This is a genomic window from Kitasatospora sp. NPDC056800 (assembly GCF_042789775.1).
Lineage (GTDB): Bacteria > Actinomycetota > Actinomycetes > Streptomycetales > Streptomycetaceae > Kitasatospora.
The window spans coordinates 1-17,393 of the sequence record NZ_JBHUAL010000013.1 but is presented as its reverse complement, the minus strand read 5'-3'; the positions used below and the strand labels follow the sequence as shown (position 1 = coordinate 17,393).

Here is a 17,393-nt window from a genome sequence, read left to right as displayed (position 1 = left end):
TGTCGGTGCAGGGGTGGGCGTACGGCGGCCGGGCCGGTCGGCTCAGTCGGCGGCGGCCCGGCGGGCGGTGCGCCCGGAGACCTGCACCCGGTCGATCCGGCCGGTGGCCGGGTCCCGGTGGAAGCGCCCGCCGGGTTCGGGGCGCCCGGTGTCGGGGGCGATCAGGTCGTAGGAGAGGTCGGCGTAGCAGCGCAGCGGGATCGGGAGGTCGCCGTCGACCGAGAGGGTGGCCGGTCCGGCGCCGGCCGGCTCGACCCGGTAGCGGATGGCGCCGTTGCGGTAGTCGCCCGCGCACTCGGCCAGGGTCGCCGGGGCGGCGAGCAGCACGGGTCCGCCCGCGCCGACCGGTTCGATCCCCGCGGGCACCCGTACTCCGGCCAACTCCTCCAGGTCGGCCGCGAGTTCGCGCCAGAGGGCGGTGGCGGCGCCGGCGTTGCCGGTGAAGGCGACCACCAGGCCGCTGTCCGGGTCGGCCCGCAGGTGGCAGGAGGTGCCCATGGCGTTGCCGTCGTGGCCGCACCACAGCCGTCCGTCCTGCCGGTAGAGCGCCGCGCCGGCGCCCCAGCCGTCGGCGAGCGCTCCCGGCCGGGCGCCGGGCTCCGGGCGGCGCATCAGCTCGGCGGTGTCCGGGGGCAGCACCTTGGCGCGGCCGACCAGGGCGGCGCCGAGCGCGGCGAGGTCCGCGGCGCTGGCCAGCAGGGCGCCGGCCGGGGCCTCCAGCGGGGCCAGGTTCTGCCGGACGGCCCGGGGCAGGCCGGTCGCGGCGTTGAGCGCGTGCCCGGCGGCGACCGGTCGCCCGGGGGCGGCGGTGTCGACGAACACCGGCCCGGTGCCGAAGGGTTCGAGCAGCAGGGCGCGCACCGCCTCGTGCCAGGGCATCCCGGTCACCGTCTCGACCAGGCGCCCGGCGGCGACGTAGCCGGCGTTGGAGTAGGAGAAGTCCGTCCCGGGCGGGAACAGCGCGTCCGGGGCGGTGCAGACGGCGGACAGGTAGCGGGTCGCGGTGGTGCGGGCGGCGGCGTCGGAGTCCGGTCCGGTGGGCAGTCCGCCGGTGTGGCTCAGCAGGTGACGAATCGTTACTTCAGGCAGCTGCCGGAACTCCGGAAGGTGCTCGGCGACCGGCTCGTCGAGGTCGAGGTCGCCGTCGTCGGCGAGCAGCATCACCAGGGCGGCCGTGTAGGGCTTGGTGAGCGATCCGACCGGAACGGCGGTGTCCTCGGTGAACGGCGCCCCGGTGCCGGTGTCGGCCACCCCGGTGTGCAGGACGACGGCCTCCGGGCCGGTGTCCAGCACCAGTTGGGCGCCGGGCACCCGGTGGGCGCGCGCGAGCGTGTCGAGCCGGTGCTGCAGCTCGCCGCGCAGGAGGAGCGGCGACCGCTCGCGGGCGGGCGCCGGACTGGCGTACGGCATGGCGGAACTCCCGTTGACTGGTTCTCGGGTGCGGGCGCGCCGGGCGCCCGCGGTGGAATCGCGGATTGGGAGGCGGCACAGCGGGAATTCCCGGCCGTCGTCGCCTGCTTCAGGACGCGCGGGAACGGGGGGAATCGGCGTCGGCCCGGCCGGCGGAGGCCGTCCGGCCCCGGGAACGGGAATCCCCGGACGCCCGCGGCCGGGCACCGCACCCGCCCTCGCGGAGCCGTTCCGCGGTCGCGTCGGCGCGCCCGGACCGGGCGGTGCGAATACGATCCGGATTTCCCTCCGCGCGATGAACGGCGGACCGGATCGCGGTGAACCGCGAGCCTCCGAATACTCTTACCCCGCCGGCACGTTCGAACAGAAAACCGTCCCCCGGCGGCCGGCCGCTCTCCCGGCCCCCACCTGCGCAACGGCCGTACCCGGCATGCCCATTCCCCCTTTTGGCGATCCACCCCCGCAACCGCCGCGCGGAACGCGCCGACACGGTCGGGGAGTCGCACAATCCCTGTCGTCCCGAACGTCCGGACGACGAACGCGCAACAGTCTTCACGGCGGGTCAGCCGCTCGCAACCCCTTCCGATTGAACGGAGAGCGACCGCCGTCGGTAATCGGAACGCCAAAATCCCAGGTGCGACTCCCGGCCGCGCCCGGAACGCCCGAGAACGGGCGCGAATTCTTTGGCCGAAAATATGAGGTTCGGATCCCACCAGCCACTCGAACAGTCATTCGTCGAAATAGCCGAGTGATTTACCGGGCGCCTGTGACGAATGTGGTGACTGTGATGCCTGGGATTGCTGTGCCGGAATGCGACGGAATTCACCGGGCGGGCCGCGAGTGGCACTGCCCGGGGCCCGAGCGCCCGGGCTCCGGCCGACCGGCCCCCCACCGGCCGGTCACCCGGGCACCGGCGCGGCTACCACCAGTGCGGCGGCGGCCCCTGCGAGCCCGCCGGGTACTCGTCCAGCGGGACGAGCCCCCGCTCCCAGGCGGCCAGCACCGGTTCGAGCACCCGCCAGGCCTCCTCGGCCTCGTCGCCGCGGATGGACAGCGCCGGATCGCCGTTCAGGACGTCCAGCAGCAGCCGCCCGTACGCGGGCAGGTCCTGCGGCTCCATCCGCGCGGTCAGCGAGAGCGGGACGAGCTCGTGGGCGTGGGCGCCGATGCCGGTCAGGTCCAGGGCCAGCCCCTCCGGCTCCAGCTCGAACCGCAGCACGTTGGGCCGGGCCTCCCCGCCGTGGGCCTCCCCGCCGGAGCCCTTCCCGCCGTGGCTCTTCCCGCCGGGGCCGAACGGCAGGTGGGGCACCGGGCGGAAGTGCACCGCGACCTCCTTGCGGTCCGCCCCCAGGGCCTTGCCGCTGCGCAGCCGGAACCGCGTCCCGGCCCACCGCCAGCTGTCCAGCTCCAGTTCCACCTCGGCGAAGGTCTCGGTGCCGCGCGCCGGGTCCACGCCCTCCTCCTCGGCGTACGCGGGGACGTCGCGGTCCCCGATCCGGCCCGGCAGGTAGCGGGCCCGCCGGGTGCGGTGCACCACGTCGTGCTCGGTCAGCGGCCGTACGGAGCGCAGCACGTCCACCTTCCGGTCGCGCAGGTCCCGTTCGCCGAGCGTGAGCGGCGGTTCCATGGCCACCAGGCAGAGCAGTTGCAGCAGGTGGTTCTGGACCATGTCCTTGAGCGCCCCGACCCGGTCGTAGTACCCGGCCCGGCCCTCCAGCGCCAGCGTCTCGTCCCAGGTGATGTCCACCTCGGCGATGTGGGTGCTGTTCCAGAGGGGTTCGAGCACCCGGTTGGCCAGCCTGCTGCCGAGGACGTTCTGGACGGTCGTCATGGCCAGGAAGTGGTCGACCCGGAACACCGCCCGCTCCGGCAGGAGTTCGGCGAGCAGCCGGTTCAGCTCCCGCGCGCCGGCCAGGTCCTCGCCGAACGGCTTCTCCAGCACGATCCGGCTGCCCTCCGGCAGGCCCGCCGCGTGCAGGGCGGTGACCGCGGCGGGGAAGAGCGCCGGCGGGAGGGCGAGGTAGACGGCCACCGGCCCCTCCCCGGCGACGACCGCGGCCACGTCGGCGGGGTCGGTGACGTCGGCCCGCCGGTAGTCGAGGGCGGAGACCACCGCCTCCCCGGCCCCGGCCGGGAGGGCGCCGCCGTGCCGGTCGAGCCGCTCCGCGGCCCACGCCCGGTACCGCCCGGTGTCCCAGTCCTCCCGGCTCGCCCCGGTCACCCGGAGCGCGTCGCCGGTGTGCCCCGCCGCCCGCAGCGCGGCCAGTGCCGGCAGCAGGAAGCGGGCGCTGAGGTCCCCGGTCGCGCCGAGGATCGCGAGCCGGTCGATCATGCCCGTCCCCCCGCCCTCGCCCGGGCCAGGTTCACGCCGCTGGAGATGATCCCGATGTGGCTGAACGCCTGGGGGAAGTTGCCCATGAACTCTCCTGTGGACGGGTCGATCTGCTCGGACACCAGCCCCAGCGGGCTCGCCCGGGAGCACAGCGAGGCGTACAGCTCCCCGGCCTCGTCGGTCCGGCCCTGGCCGACCAGGTTGTCGACCAGCCAGAAGCTGCACAGCACGAAGGCGCCCTCGTCGCCCGGCAGCCCGTCCGGGGACTCCTCGTGCAGGTAGCGGTAGAGCAGCCCGCCGCCCGCCGACAGGCGCTCGGCGACGGCCGCGGCGGTCGCCACCATCCGCGGGTGGCCGGCCGGCACCACCCGGCGCAGCGGGAGCGCGAGCAGGCTCGCGTCCAGCGTGCCGCCGCCGTCCAGGTGGGCGCTGAGGGTCTTGGCGTCCTCGTCCCAGGACTGCTCCAGGACGAGCCGGCGCAGCTCCTCGGCCGAGGCGCGCCAGCGGTCCGGCCCGTCGGACCGGCCGAGCCGCTCGCCGATCCGGGCGGCCCGGTCCAGGGCCACCTGGCACAGGCCCGCCGAGTACGTGAACACCCGGCCCTCGCTGCGCACTTCCCAGATGCCCTGGTCCGGCTCCCGCCAGGCCTGCCGGGCGGCGTCGGCCAGCTCGGCCAGGCCGGCCCAGAGCGCGGGCTGGATCTCGCCGCCGGAGCGCAGCCACTGGTGGGCGCAGTCCAGGATCTCGCCGTAGACGTCGTGCTGGCGCTGGTCGGTCGCGCCGTTGCCCCAGCGGACCGGGGCCGAGCCCTGGTAGCCCTCCAGTTCGCCGTCCACGACCTCGTCCGGCACCGGGCCGCCGCGCAGGTCGTACATGATCCGGGGCCGCCGGCTGGTCTCGAAGGCGTCCAGGACCCAGCCGAGGAAGGCGTCGGCCTCGCCGCCGAAGCCGATCCGGCGCAGGGCGAACACGGCGAACGCCGCGTCGCGGATCCAGCTGTAGCGGTAGTCCCAGTTGCGGATCCCGCCGATCGGCGCGGGCAGCGAGGAGGTGGGGGCGGCGACCAGCGAGCCGTTGGCCCAGTCGTCGCAGAGCTTCAGCGTGATCGCGGCCCGCCGGACCAGGGGCTCCTGGGGGCCGTCGTACGCGAAGTGCCCCATCCAGCGGCGCCAGGCCTCGGCGGTGGCCTTCAGCGTCGCGTCGGTGTCGAAGCGGTGGTGGCGGTGGAAGCGGCCCCAGGACAGCACGAGGTCCAGGCGTTCGCCCTGCCGCAGCTCGTGGGTGCCGCACAGGCCGGTCAGCGGGCGGTTGGAGCGCAGGTGCAGCCGCAGGTCCGGGCGCCGGTGCGGGCGCACCTCCAGTCCGCTGAACAGGGCGCGGGCCTGCGCGCCGCCGCGCGGCTCCAGCTCCGCCCGCAGCCGGACCGTCCCGTCCAGCACCACGGCCGAGCGCACGAGTTCGCCCCGGTCGGCCGGCGCGTCGTCGGTGAGGTCGGCGCCGGAGCGCAGGGTCAGCGCGTCGGTGACGCGCACCAGGCCGGTGGGGCCGCGCAGTTCGGTGACCAGCACGCCGGTGTCCGGTTCGTAGCGCTGCCTGGCCTCCACCAGGCCCTCCGGGGCGAGGGTGAAGTGCCCGCCCCGGGCGTGGTCCAGCAGGCCGCAGAACAGCGGCTCGGAGTCGAAGCGGGGCAGGCACAGCCACGGGATGGCGCCGTCCAGGCCGACCAGCGCGGCCGTCGCGCCGTTGCCGATCAGGCCGAGGTCCTCCAGCGGCGGGTAGCCGTTCCGGTGGCGGACCGGCCGCAACGGTGGGTCGGGGTCGTACATGCCGCCTCGCTTCCGCAGCGCCAAGGGGGGTGGTCGAAGGGGCGTCGTCCCGGTGCGGACCGCCGGGCCGACGGCGACCCGGCCGCGCGGCCAACGGCTCCCACGTTCCCGGGGATCGGGCCGGTCCGCGATCCGGCCGCTCCGGCAGCGGTGCTTTCCAGTGAAAAAGCGCTCTCCGGCGAAAGAGCCCGGACCCCGCACCTGCTAGCGTTCGAGCCCGGACGGCGGATGGTGGACGACGGAGGTTTGCGGTGGCGGACAGCGGCGCGGAGCGGGCCTTCATCGGGTCGTTCACCTCGGAGGGCGGGCGCGGGATCGTCCTGGCATCGCTGGATCCGGACTCGGGGGCGCTGACCGCCACCGGTGTCGTCGAGGCCGTCGACCCGTCCTACCTCGCCCTCGGGCTCGCCGCCGGCGGCCCGGTGCTCTACGCCGTCTCCGAGACGAAGCCGGGCGCCGCCACCGCCCACGACCTCGCCGCCCCGGTGCCCCGCCCGCTCGGCGCCCCCGTCCCGGTGGACGGGGACCACCCCACCCACCTGAGCCTCAGCCGGGGCCACCTGCTGACGGCCAACTACGGCTCCGGCAGCGTCAGCGTGCTGCCGCTCGCCGACGACGGCACCCCGCGGCCCCCGGCCACCGTGCTGCGCCACCGGGGCAGCGGGCCGCACCCGGACCGCCAACGGGGCCCGCACGCCCACCAGGTGCTCCCCGACCCGTCGGGGCGCTGGGTGCTCGCCGTCGACCTCGGCACCGACGCGGTGCGGGTCCTCGCCCTGGACCCGGCGACGGGGGAACTCACCGTGCACACGGAGACGGCGCTGCCGCCCGGCACCGGGCCGCGGCACCTCGCCTTCCACCCCTCCGGCCGACTCGCGTACGTGCTCGGCGAGCTGCGCCCCGTCGTGACGGTCTGCCGCTGGGACGCGGCGGCCGGGGCGCTCGAACCGGTCGCGGAGGTCCCGCTGTTCCCGGACGGCGTCGAGGGCCCGGTCTCGCCGTCGGCCCCGGTGGTCTCCCCCGACGGCCGGTTCCTGTGGGCGGCCGAGCGCGGCACCGACACCATCGTGGTGCTCGCCCTCGACGCGACGGGCGAGCGGGCGCACGTGGTCACCTCGGTGCCCTGCGGGGGCCGCTGGCCGCGCGACCTGGTGCTCGGCCCCACCGGCACCCGGCTGTACGCGGCGAACCAGCACTCCGGCGACGTCACCTGGTTCGACCTGGACGCCGCCACCGGTGTCCCCCGCCGGGCGGGCTCGCTGGCCGTCCCGGCGGCGTCCACCGTCCTGTTCGCCTGACGCGCGGGCCCCGGGCCGGGGAAGCGGCCCGGGGCCCGGTGCGGGCGCGGCGGGATCAGCCGTCGCTCTCCGGCGAGGGCAGGTAGGCGCCGGGCACGTCGTCCGGCGCGAGGATCGTGCTCTCCCCCGGGTACGGCGCGGTCCAGTTGTGCGTCTGGTACCAGACCAGGTGCTCCATCTGCGCCGGGTTGGCGTGGTCGGCCACGGCGTTCGGGCCGGTCAGCCGCTGGTGCGACTTCCAGGCCTCCCACCGGTCCACGACCGGCTGCTGCGCGGCCGGCGGCGCGGTCGTGACCGGCGCCGCCGCCCTGAGGTCCTGCTCCCCGGGGACGTCGAGGCCGCAGGAGGGCGGCGTCTTGAGGCCGTCGGTCAGCGAGGTGCGGTTGGGCACCGCGGTGAACGGCGTGTAGTCCGGCCGGTCGGTGAAGGCCCCGGTCATCGGGCTGGCCGCGCTGTCCTTCTGGTTCATCGGGTGGATGCCGAGGATCTGCTCGATGGTGCGGACCATCGTGATCTGCGAGTAGTAGCGGCTGTCCACGGCCCCGTGCTGCGCCCAGGGGCTGATGATCTGGATCGGGGCGCGGTGGCCGTCCACGTGGTCGAGGCCCGCCTGGGAGTCGTCCTCGACGACGAAGATCGCCGAGTCCTTCCAGTACGGGCTGTGGGTGATCTCGTCGACGATCCGCCCGGTCGCCAGGTCGTTGTCGGCGACCTGCGCGGCCGGGCTCGCCGGGCCGCCGGTGTGGTCGCTGGACAGCCAGAGCATGTTGAGGTTCGCCGGGCCGTTCCGCTCGAAGTCCTGCTTCCAGATCTGGTAGCGGTACAGGTCCGGCACGTCGGTGTCGAACCTCGGGAAACCGGGCACCGAGACGCTGTTGAGCGAGGGGATCGGCGAGGAGGACTTGAGGGCGTAGGCGCTGCCCTGCCCGGTCGCGTCCATGGTCCTGGCGTCGCAGTACAGGTTCTGCCAGGTGGCGTCGGCGGGCTTGTCCAGGAACTGGTGGAACTCGCCGAAGTCGCGCACGGTCTTCCCCGCCGCCTGCGCGCCCGTCCACAGGAAGCCGGAGCGCTGGTGGCCCAGGGCGTCGTCCTCGGTGTCGTAGCTGCGCTCGTACTCGCCGGCCGAGGACTCGGTGTACTCCGGGTTGTCCGCCTGCATCAGCCAGTTGTGGCCCTCGGCGGAGTTGGTGCCGATGTCGTAGGTGTTGTCGTAGAGCCCGAACTGCTCGGCCAGGGCGTGCTGGTTGGGCGTCACGGCGGCGCCGAACTGGGCCAGCTTCGGGTCGCCGTCGCCCTCGGCGACGTCGCCGAAGACCTGGTCGTAGGTCCGGTTCTCCTTGACGATCAGGAAGACGTGCTTGATCGGCGACGGGTCGCCGATCCGCTTGGGCACCACCTCCTCCTTCGCCTTGTGGCCGTTCGCGAGCTTGACCGCGTTGTTGGTCCAGCCGTTCTGCTGGAACACCTTGGCGGTCTGCGCGCGGATCACCTTGTCGCTCGGCAGCGTGAACCGGGTGAGGCTGGAGGTGGTGTCGTGGGTCTTGTGGGCGCCGGTGCTGTTGGGCCGCCGGGCGTCGATGCCACGGGTGTTGGAGACGATCACCTCCGAGCCGACGGTGGCGACCTCCGCCGGGAAGTAGTCGGTGGGCAGCAGGCCGACGTAGCTCACCGGCTCCTGCGCGCCGGCGAAGCGGTAGACGGCCACGGCGTTGGCCCGGCCGAGGGTGACCAGCAGCCGGCCGTCCTCGGTGAGCGTCACCGCGGTGGGCTCGTAGCCGACGGAGGCCTCCGGCCACGGCTTGGTGGAGACGGTCTGGACGACCTTGTCGTGCGCGGTGTCGATCACCGACACCTCGTCGCTCGCGGTGTCGGCGACGAACAGCACCCCGTTCTTCGCGTACAGCGCGGTCGGGTGCAGGCCGACGGCGATGGTGCCGACGGCGGCAGCCGGGTCGGCGAGGTCGATCACGCTGACCGTGCCGGTGGTGGTGGCGGCGGTCGCCGGGTCGGCCGGGACCTGGGTGCCGTAGGAGTTGATCGTGGTGTCCCCGGCGGTGGCCGTGCGCCCGCCCTCGTTCGAGACGTACAGCTTCCCGCCGACCCGGACGACGCCGCGCGGCGCGTTGCCGACCGTCCAGCTCCGCTGGACCGCGCCGGTCGCCGCGTCGATCGCGACCACCCGGTTCTGCCCGTTGACGGCGGCGTACACCGTCGAGCCGTCGGCGGAGAACACCGCCCCGGAGGCCAGCGCGTGCTTCTCGCCGTCCGCCGGGATCTTCACCGCCACCGGGGCGGCGAGGGTGCCGTCGGGCTGCACGGTGAACCGGGTGTAGCCGTCCAGCTGGCCCAGCCACAGCTGCTTGCCGTCCGGCGAGTAGACCGGGGACTCCTGGCCGACCGAGCCGTTGGGGATGCGCAGTTCGTCCGCCTTGTTGGTGCCGACGCGCTGCTTCACCTTGCCGGTCCTCAAGTCCACCACGACCAGCGCCGCGTCGCCGTCGGTGACGGCGGCGGCCAGGTGGGCGCCGTCCGGGCTGACCGTGGAGCCCATGATCTTGCCGTTGTCCAGGACCTGACGGCTGCCGTACGGGGCGAGGTACTGGTCGCTGGAGATCACCAGCCCGTTCTCGGTGGTCTGGCCGACCTGGTCCTCGTCGAACTGGTGGGTGCTCGCGAAGGCCGTGCCGGTGGCCACGGCCACCGCCGTGACACAGGCGGTGGCGAGTGCGGCCTTGCGGCCCACCCGGCGGCCCAGGAGGACCACGTGGGCGTTCCGGCTGCGTCGACGACGCGTTACCTGCATGGCGTCAGCCCTTCGTTGAGTTCGTCGTGCTGGTGGGGGAGGTAAGCAGTGCGACCTGGCCGTCGAACTGCCAGAGCGGGTTCGGCGCGTCCCCGGTCGGGGTGCGCACCAGGAAGTAGCCGTTCACTTCCTTCGGGCCGTCGCCGTCGGCCGTCAGCCGTCCGTCCGAGGCCACGTCGAGCTGGTAGACCGCCGTCCCGGGCGCGTCCGTGCCGGGCAGGTGCCAGGTGACCACGCAGCGCCAGTCGTTGCCCGGGCCCTCCGGCTCGACCTGGCCGTCGCCCCGCCGGCAGTCCGCGGTGGCCCGCAGGTCGGCCTCGGTCACGGCGGGGCGGTGCAGCTGCTCGGTCTGCAGCCGGTACAGGTGCGCGAACACGATGGCGACCTCCTGCTGCACCTTCGCCTGCGTGATCCCCGAGCCGCTGGAGGGGGTGGCCACCGCGAGCGCGCCGGTGGTCAGCGCGAGCAGCCCGGCCAGCGGCAGCACCCCGGCGAAGAGCGTGCGGCGCCCCACCCCGTCCTCGCTGCCGGTGGTGAAGTCCCGCCGGACGAAGAGCAGGTAGGCCGCCGCGGTGGCGGCCGCCGCCCAGAGCAGGGCGATCGCGACGGCGATCAGCGGCTCGTCGAGCCGGCCCGGGTCCGCGAACAGCCCGTTCCAGGCGACGAAGGCGTACCCGGGCAGGGCGAGGCGCAGCGCCACCGGCAGCGGCAGCAGCTGGGCCAGCTGCATCGCGACCGCCGCCAGCGCGGGGACCAGCAGCCCCATCGGCGAGCGGCCCAGCAGGACGGAGCCGAGCAGTCCGAGCGCCGCCAGGGCCAGGGTCGGCGCCAGCGCGCACGCCCAGGCCAGCAGGACGCTCACGGCCGCGTCCGACGGCACCAGCAGGTGTCCGTCCACGCCGACCAGCGGCTCGTCGCCGACCGCCGCCAGCCCGCCGACGGTGCTCGACGCCGCCAGGCCGGCCGTCAGCAGCACGATCACGGTGGCGCCGGCCAGCGCCTTCGCCGCGAAGATCCGCCGCGGCGAGCGGACCGTCACCAGCAGGTGCCGCCAGGTCCCGAGCCGGTCCTCGGCGGCGAACACGTCGCCCGCGACCACCGAGGTCAGCAGGGGCAGCGCCCACGAACCGGCGAAGCCGAGGACCACCAGCGGCCCGGCCCAGCCCGTGGCGTGCATCCAGCGGCCGAACAGGGTGTCGGAGGGCAGCGTCCCCTGCTGGGCGACGGCGGCCGTGAACAGGCCCGGCGCGCTCCAGCAGGCCAGCACCAGCAGCCTGATCCGCCACTGCGAGAGCAGCTTGACCAGCTCGAAGCGGTACACCCGGCCCACCGGCACCGGGCGCTCCCCGGGGGCGACGCCGGCGGCGGCCGCCGCGCGTCCGGCCGTGACCGTGCTCGTGCTCGTGCGCCCGCCCCGCTCGATGACTCCCTCGCCGCGCTCGCTCATCGTCCGTCCTCCTGTTGCTCGGTCAGGGCGAGGAACGCCGCCTCCAGGGGCGGGACCACCGGGGCGACCTCGCGCACCCGGACGTCCGCCCGCACCAGCGCCGCCACCAGCTCCTCGACGGCCGGGCCCGGCGCGCGCACCACCAGCGCCCCGGCCGCGCGTCCCGTCCCGGCCTCCGCCGCGACCCGCACCCCGGCGACCCGGGCGGCCACCCGCCGGGCGGCGGCCGGATCGGAGGTGAGCAGCCGGTGGTCGAGCGCGCGGTCGTCCGCGGCCAGCTCGCCGAGCGGGCCGGAGAAGCGGACCCGCCCGGTCGCCAGGATGGTGACCTCGTCGCAGAGCGCCTCCAGGTCGTCCATCCGGTGGCTGGAGAGCACCACGGTCACGCCGTCGGCGGCCAGCCGGCGCAGCGCCCCGTGCACGTGCTGCTTGCCCGCCGGGTCCAGGCCGTTGGACGGCTCGTCGAGCACCAGCAGCCGGGGTTCGGTGAGCAGCGCCGCGGCCAGTCCGAGGCGCTGCCGCATGCCGAGCGAGAAGCCCCGCACCCGGTCGTCGGCTACGTCGCTGAGCCCGACCTCGGCCAGCACCTCGTCGATCCGCCCGGCCCGGCCGTCCTGCCCGCGCAGCGTCGCCAGCGCGGCCAGGTTCCGCCGTGCGGTCAGCGACGGGTAGAGCCCGGGCCCGTCCACGAAGCCGGCCACCCCGGGCGGCGCGGGCCGGGCCCGGCCGACCGGTCTGCCCAGCACCTCCAGGTCGCCCTCGTCGGCGGCGGCCAGTCCGAGCAGCAGCCCGAGCAGCGTGGTCTTCCCGGCGCCGTTGGGCCCGGCCAGTCCGTGGATCCGCCCGGGCGCGAGCTCCAGTCCGACGGCGTCGAGCGCGACGACGTCGCCGAAACACTTCGTCAGTGCCCGTGCGCGTACGGCAGGTTGGTTTTCCGTCATGGCTCCTTCTCGCGGTTCCCCAGGGAACCTAGGGGGTTGACCGGGCGCCGTCAGGTGCGCCCGGTTGAACTCCGGCGGAACAGCAGCGGCCCGCGCCGTGGCGGTCCTGCGAGCATCCTGCGGGCGCACCGGGTGGAAACCTTCACATGAAAACGGATATCGTTTCGCTGGCCGGGCACGATCCGCCGGGCCCGCGCCGGACCGGTTGCGGAGCCTGGTGAACATGACAAACATGGGCGGAAGGCGAAGCCTCGAATGCGCACGGACACGGCGGGAGTCGGGATGCGAGTGGACGCCGCTCTGGCCGGGACCTGGGTGGACCGCTGGGAGCGCCAGCAGGAGCGGTACGCGGTGGAGCGCGAGGAGCGGTTCACCGTCATCGCCGACGTACTGGAACAGACCGTCGGCCACCGCGCGCGGCCGCTCGTCGCGGACCTCGGCAGCGGCCCCGGCTCGCTGTCGGCGCGGGTCGCGGCCCGCCTGCCGCACGCCGAGATCATCGCGGTCGACATCGACCCGCTGCTGCTCGCCCTCGGCCGCGCCCGGCACCCCCGGGTGGCGCGCTGGGTCGAGACCCTGATCGGCCGCCCCGGCTGGATCGGGGACCTCGCCCTCGACCGCCCGCTGGACGCCGTGGTGTCCACCACCGCGCTGCACTACCCGCCGCCGGACGCCCTGCTCGGGATCTACCGCGACCTCGCCGGCGCGCTGCGGCCCGGCGGCGTCCTGGTCAACGGCGACCACCTCATCCCCGAGGAGCCGCCGCTCGCCGAACTCGCCCTCGCGATCGGCCGCCGCCGCGCCCAGCGCAAGGGCACCGGCGCCGCCGAGGACTGGTCCCAGTGGTGGGCCGCGGCCGGGCGGGTCCCCGAGTTCGCCGACCTGCTGACGGCCCGTGAGCGGCAGCTGCCGCCGACCGACGGCCCCGGCAACGGCCTGTCGGCCGCCCGGCACGGCGAGCTGCTGCGGGAGGCCGGCTTCCGCCAGGCCGGACCGGTGTGGCAGTACGGCACCAGCTCCGTCCTGGTGGCCCTGCGCTGACCCCGCCCCAAGTGCCCATGCGGGAAGCCGGGTTCCGCATGGGCACAGTCTTTGCGAGGGCGTGACAGAAAGCGCCCTGTTGATCACCCAGGGAAACAGTTACCGTTTCCCTCGGTCGCCGACGTCCCTGCCGCGCACGCCTCACGCCGACTTCTCACGGAGAGCTGGTTTCGCATGCGGTCCTCACCGCTGTATCTCGAACCACGGTTGGAGCCCCCGCTCCGGTCCCTCCTGGCGGAACGCGACCTCCTGCACACCCTGACCTACGCGCTGGGCTCCCCCCTCAACCTGCTCCTGCCCGAGCAGATCGCGGACAACCTGGCACGCTTCCGGGCCGTCTACCGCAAGCACCGCCTCACCGGCCGGATCCACTTCGCCCACAAGGCGAACCGCTCCAGCGCCCTGGTCCGCCGGCTCGCCGCCACCGACGCCGGACTGGACGTCGCCTCGCTCGCCGAACTCCAGCACGTGCTCGGGGCCGGCTGCCCGCCCGAACGGATCATGGCGACCGGCCCGAAGAACCGGGAGTACCTCTGGCTGGCGGCCCGCACCGGCGCCACCGTCCACCTGGACTCCCGCGCCGAACTCGACGCCCTGGCCGGCCTCGTACGCGCGCACGCCCTGCCCCCGGTGCCCGTCATGCCGCGGCTGTCGGGCTTCCGGGCGCCGGGCACCACGGTGCTCACCCGGCCGAGCCGGTTCGGCACCGACGTCGCCGAACTCGACGGCCTGCTCGACGCGTTGGAGCGCCACCGGGACGCCGTCGAGACCACCGGCGTCGCCTACCACCTGGACACCACCGGCGTGCCGGAGAAGGCCGTCGCCCTGGAGACCTGCGTCACGGTGCTGAACGAGTGCCGGCGCCGGGGCCTGAACCCCCGCACCATCGACATCGGCGGCGGGTTCGGCGTCAGCTACCTGGCGGACGCCGCCCAGTGGGAGCGGTACACCAGCGAGCTGACCGACGCCGTCCTCGGCCGGCGCCCCGCCCTCACCTGGCAGGGCCACGGCTACGGGCTGCGCGCCGAGTCCGGCCGGCTGCGCGGCGCCCTCGGCCTCTACCCGGCGCACCGCCCGGTGGCCGCCGAGGCCTACCTGGACGAGCTGCTCTCGACCCCGGCGCCCACGCTCGGCCGGCCGCTCGGCACGCTGCTGCTGGAGAACCTCTACGACCTGGCGGTGGAGCCCGGCCGGGCGCTGGCCGACCAGTGCGGGGCGACGCTCGCCCGCGTCCTGGAGGTCCGGCAGACCCCGGCCGGCGAGCGCCTGGTACGGCTGGAGATGAACGCGCGGGACGTGGGCCTGGAGGAGCACGGGGTGCTGATGGACCCGTTGCTGGTCCCCCGCCCCGGCGCCCCGGCCGCGCCGGACGGCTCGGAGGGCCCGGACTCGCCGGACGGCCCGGTCGGGGTGTACCTGATCGGCAACCTCTGTCTGGAGACCGACCTGATCACCCGCCGGACGGTCTTCCTGCCCCGCCTCCCCGCCCCCGGCGACCTGCTCGCCTTCGCCAACACCGCGGGCTACCTGATGGACTTCAGCGCCGGCTCGGCGCTGCGCCAGCCCGTCGCGCGCAAGGTCGCCGCGTACCGGCAGGACGGCGCCTGGCGGTGGAGCCTGGACGAGCAGTACTGGCCCGTCGACGTGACGGCGGGCGCGGAACACCGGGGGGACGGACACGCATGAGGTACGACAGCATCACCGACGCCATAGGCAACACCCCGCTGGTCCGGATCGACCCGGCGGTCACCGGCCTGCGGCACATCGACCTGTACGCCAAGCTGGAACTGCTCAACCCCTTCGGCTCGGTCAAGGACCGCGCCGCCTGGAACATGACCCGCGAGGCGATCCCCGGCGCCGTCGAGCGCGGCGACACCGTCGTGGAACTGTCCAGCGGCAACACCGCCAAGGCGCTCGCGCTCATCGCCGGCCTGCACGGACTGCCGTTCAAGAGCGTCACCAACCGGATGCGGGTCCCCGAGATCAAGGACCTGCTCCTGCTGCTCGGCGCCGAGATCGAGGAGCTGCCCGGCCGCACCGAGTGCCTCGACCCGACCGACACCGACGACCCGCTCACCCGCATCCACCGGATGCTCTCCGAGGCGGAGTCCGGCTACCTGCACACCGACCAGTACTACAGCCGGCTCAACCTCGACGCCCACCTCACCGGCACCGGCCCCGAGATCGTCCGGGACCTCGACGGCCGCGCCCCGGACCACTTCATCGCCTGCGTCGGCACCGCCGGCTCCTCCACCGGCGTGGCGGCCGTGCTGCGCGCCCACGACCCGGCCGTCGACGTGCTCGGACTGGTCGCCCACAAGTCCGACTTCATCCCGGGCATCCGCACCATCGACGAGGTGCACGAGGTCGGGCTGTTCGACCCCGCCACCTACGACACCATCGCGACGGTGACCGCCGACCAGGCCATCGACGGCATGCTCACCCTGGTGCGCCGCTGCGGCCTGCCGGCCGGCCCGACCGGCGGCGGCGCCTTCTTCGGCGCGCTGCGCCACCTCCGCTCCGTGGACGAGGAGTTGACACAGCGGGGCTCGGGCGAGCGGCGCACCGCCGTGTTCATCGTCTGCGACCGGGTGGAGAGCTACCTGAGCTACATCCGCAAACGGCGGCCCGAGCTGTTCAACCAGCCCGCCCGGCCGAACACGGTGGCCACCGTGACGCCGGCCGAACTGGCCGCCGCCCGGGTCGTCGAGGTCGACGCCGCCCGGAAGTGGATCGCCGAGGAGCGGCCGCTGGTGGTCGACCTGCGCGGGCCGGCCGCGTACGCGGCGCTGCACATCGAGGGCTCGGTCAACATCGTCGACGAGCTGTTCGACGAACTCCTGCACGGCGGGCTGCCGTTCGGCACCCGGCAGCCGGTGCTGCTGGCCTGCCCGGTCGGCGAGAAGTCGGCGGTCTACGCGGCGCTGCTCACCCGGATGGGACACCTGGACGCGCGCAGCCTGGCCGGCGGCGTCATCGCCTGGCGCGACGCGGGCGCGCCGCTGGTCCGGGACTGAGCGGGGCCGGCCGTGACCACCCCCGACGAAACCCTCGGCGAACTCCACGACTGGCACCGCGCGTTGCGGGACCAGTTCCCCATCGTCACCGGCCACCCCGACCAGGCGTACCTGGACAGCGCGGCCACCTCGCAGAAGCCCCGGGCGGTGCTCGACACCGTCCAGCGCTACCTGACCACCGCCAACGCCAACGCCGGCCGCGGCACCTACACCTGGGCCAACGCCACCACCGCGCTGGTCGACCGCACCCGCACCCGGGTCGCCCGCTTCCTCGGCGACCCGGCCCCCCGGCAGCGCTCCGGCGTCCACTTCGTCAGCGGCGCGACCGAAGGGCTGCGCGCGGTGGCCCGGGACTGGCTCCCCCACCACCTGCGGGACGGCGACGAGATCATCGTGCCCTTCGCCGACCACGAGGCCAACGCGCTGCCCTGGCTGGAGGCCCGGCAGCTGCTGGCCGACCGGGGCGTGCGCGTCACGGTGCGCGAACTGCCGTACGACCCCGCCTCGCAGGACTACGACCACCGGGCGCTGGCCCGGCTCGTCACCGAACGCACGGCGTTCGTCGCCGCCACCCACGTGCACCACGTGTACGGCGCCGACATGAACGTCCACCGCATCCGGGCCGCGGTCGGGCCCGAGGTGCCGATCTGCCTGGACGCCGCGCAGAGCGTCGGCCACCTGCCGGTGGACGTCGGCACCCTGGACGTCGACTTCGTGGTCTTCTCCGGGCACAAGGCGCTGGCCCTGCCCGGCACCGGCGCGGTGTGGGCCCGCAACACCCGGGGCCCGGCCTTCACCCCCGGCGGCTGGGCCGGCACGCCCAACACCGCCGGGATCGCCAGCCTGGAGGCCGCCCTGGACTGGCTCGACGCCGCCGGGCCGGACCGCATCCGACGGTGGAACAGCGCGCTGGCCGCCCGGCTCACCGACGGGCTGCGGACCCTGGCCCCGTACGAGGTCCTCGGCTGCCAGCGGAGCCTGGCCGCCGACTCCGAGGTCCAGCGGCGCGAGGGCATCGTCACCTTCCGGCACCACGGCATCGGCTCCAACGACCTGGGCTTCATCCTCGCCAGCCACGGCCTGATGGTGCGCGCCGACGGCCACTGCCAGGCGCGGGCCGGCGAGAGCGAGAGCTCGGTGCGGGTCAGCCTGCACGTCTACAACTCCCCGGAGGAGGTCGACCTGCTGCTCTCCGTGCTGCGCGGGCTGTAGCGGCCTCGGTGCCCCCGAGTGGCTTCGGTGGCTCCGTACCGTGCCGGCGGCGGGGCCGATCCGCCC

The 17,393-nt window shown here is 74.7% G+C and carries 11 protein-coding genes; 5 read left to right on the top strand and 6 right to left on the bottom strand.

The annotated features are described in order from the left end of the window. Positions 1 to 42: 42 nt before the first annotated feature. From ACFRQN_RS04880 to ACFRQN_RS04870, 3 genes are all read right to left on the bottom strand, one after another. On the bottom strand, positions 43 to 1,410 hold the full coding sequence (locus tag ACFRQN_RS04880; protein WP_380738281.1) for a serine hydrolase domain-containing protein: 1,368 nt from the start codon (positions 1,408 to 1,410) through the stop codon (positions 43 to 45). Between the two features lie 919 nt (positions 1,411 to 2,329). Further along, complete coding sequence (locus ACFRQN_RS04875; RefSeq protein ID WP_380738279.1) at positions 2,330 to 3,742, bottom strand: glucose-6-phosphate dehydrogenase; 1,413 nt, start codon at positions 3,740 to 3,742, stop codon at positions 2,330 to 2,332. Further along, positions 3,739 to 5,568 (bottom strand): glycoside hydrolase family 15 protein, encoded by a 1,830-nt coding sequence (locus ACFRQN_RS04870; protein ID WP_380738277.1) that lies wholly within the window; start codon positions 5,566 to 5,568, stop codon positions 3,739 to 3,741. Before ACFRQN_RS04870 ends, ACFRQN_RS04875 begins: the two co-directional genes overlap by 4 nt. Positions 5,569 to 5,819: 251 nt before the next feature. Between ACFRQN_RS04870 and ACFRQN_RS04865 the strand changes: the two genes are divergently transcribed. Next, complete coding sequence (locus ACFRQN_RS04865; protein ID WP_380738275.1) at positions 5,820 to 6,866, top strand: lactonase family protein; 1,047 nt, start codon at positions 5,820 to 5,822, stop codon at positions 6,864 to 6,866. Positions 6,867 to 6,921: 55 nt separating this feature from the next. Here ACFRQN_RS04865 and ACFRQN_RS04860 read toward each other — a convergent pair whose 3' ends face one another. Genes ACFRQN_RS04860 through ACFRQN_RS04850 form a run of 3 tightly spaced genes read right to left on the bottom strand, consistent with a single transcriptional unit; the run spans position 6,922 to position 12,057 of the window. Continuing rightward, the gene (locus ACFRQN_RS04860) at positions 6,922 to 9,669 is read right to left on the bottom strand and encodes an alkaline phosphatase family protein (RefSeq protein WP_380738273.1); all 2,748 of its coding nucleotides are present in this window, start codon (positions 9,667 to 9,669) and stop codon (positions 6,922 to 6,924) included. 4 nt (positions 9,670 to 9,673) lie between these two features. After that, positions 9,674 to 11,116, bottom strand: a complete 1,443-nt coding sequence (locus tag ACFRQN_RS04855; RefSeq protein WP_380738271.1) for an ABC transporter permease — start codon at positions 11,114 to 11,116, stop codon at positions 9,674 to 9,676. Next, positions 11,113 to 12,057, bottom strand: a complete 945-nt coding sequence (locus ACFRQN_RS04850) for an ABC transporter ATP-binding protein (protein ID WP_380738269.1) — start codon at positions 12,055 to 12,057, stop codon at positions 11,113 to 11,115. The genes ACFRQN_RS04855 and ACFRQN_RS04850 overlap by 4 nt, the downstream gene beginning before the upstream one ends. 282 nt (positions 12,058 to 12,339) lie before the next feature. Here ACFRQN_RS04850 and ACFRQN_RS04845 point away from each other — a divergent pair, with 282 nt between their 5' ends. From ACFRQN_RS04845 to ACFRQN_RS04830, 4 genes are all read left to right on the top strand, one after another. Then, complete coding sequence (locus ACFRQN_RS04845) at positions 12,340 to 13,098, top strand: trans-aconitate 2-methyltransferase (protein WP_049656014.1); 759 nt, start codon at positions 12,340 to 12,342, stop codon at positions 13,096 to 13,098. Between the two features lie 174 nt (positions 13,099 to 13,272). Beyond that, positions 13,273 to 14,784 carry a Y4yA family PLP-dependent enzyme gene (locus ACFRQN_RS04840; RefSeq protein ID WP_380738267.1) on the top strand — a complete coding sequence of 504 codons (1,512 nt, stop codon included), beginning with the start codon at positions 13,273 to 13,275 and terminating at the stop codon, positions 14,782 to 14,784. Beyond that, positions 14,781 to 16,115, top strand: a complete 1,335-nt coding sequence (locus ACFRQN_RS04835) for a pyridoxal-phosphate dependent enzyme (RefSeq protein WP_380738265.1) — start codon at positions 14,781 to 14,783, stop codon at positions 16,113 to 16,115. Before ACFRQN_RS04840 ends, ACFRQN_RS04835 begins: the two co-directional genes overlap by 4 nt. Positions 16,116 to 16,127: 12 nt before the next feature. Beyond that, complete coding sequence (locus ACFRQN_RS04830) at positions 16,128 to 17,327, top strand: aminotransferase class V-fold PLP-dependent enzyme (protein WP_380738263.1); 1,200 nt, start codon at positions 16,128 to 16,130, stop codon at positions 17,325 to 17,327. Positions 17,328 to 17,393: the final 66 nt, after the last annotated feature.

What these genes read in the sequence shown, in the direction of transcription:
- ACFRQN_RS04880 (WP_380738281.1), bottom strand. Translation starts at nt 1,410, where the DNA reads ATGCCGTACGCCAGTCCGGCGCCCGCCCGCGAGCGGTCGCCGCTCCTC.
- ACFRQN_RS04875 (WP_380738279.1), bottom strand. Translation starts at nt 3,742, where the DNA reads ATGATCGACCGGCTCGCGATCCTCGGCGCGACCGGGGACCTCAGCGCC.
- ACFRQN_RS04870 (WP_380738277.1), bottom strand. Translation starts at nt 5,568, where the DNA reads ATGTACGACCCCGACCCACCGTTGCGGCCGGTCCGCCACCGGAACGGC.
- ACFRQN_RS04860 (WP_380738273.1), bottom strand. Translation starts at nt 9,669, where the DNA reads ATGCAGGTAACGCGTCGTCGACGCAGCCGGAACGCCCACGTGGTCCTC.
- ACFRQN_RS04855 (WP_380738271.1), bottom strand. Translation starts at nt 11,116, where the DNA reads ATGAGCGAGCGCGGCGAGGGAGTCATCGAGCGGGGCGGGCGCACGAGC.
- ACFRQN_RS04850 (WP_380738269.1), bottom strand. Translation starts at nt 12,057, where the DNA reads ATGACGGAAAACCAACCTGCCGTACGCGCACGGGCACTGACGAAGTGT.
- ACFRQN_RS04845 (WP_049656014.1), top strand. Translation starts at nt 12,340, where the DNA reads ATGCGAGTGGACGCCGCTCTGGCCGGGACCTGGGTGGACCGCTGGGAG.
- ACFRQN_RS04840 (WP_380738267.1), top strand. Translation starts at nt 13,273, where the DNA reads ATGCGGTCCTCACCGCTGTATCTCGAACCACGGTTGGAGCCCCCGCTC.
- ACFRQN_RS04835 (WP_380738265.1), top strand. Translation starts at nt 14,781, where the DNA reads ATGAGGTACGACAGCATCACCGACGCCATAGGCAACACCCCGCTGGTC.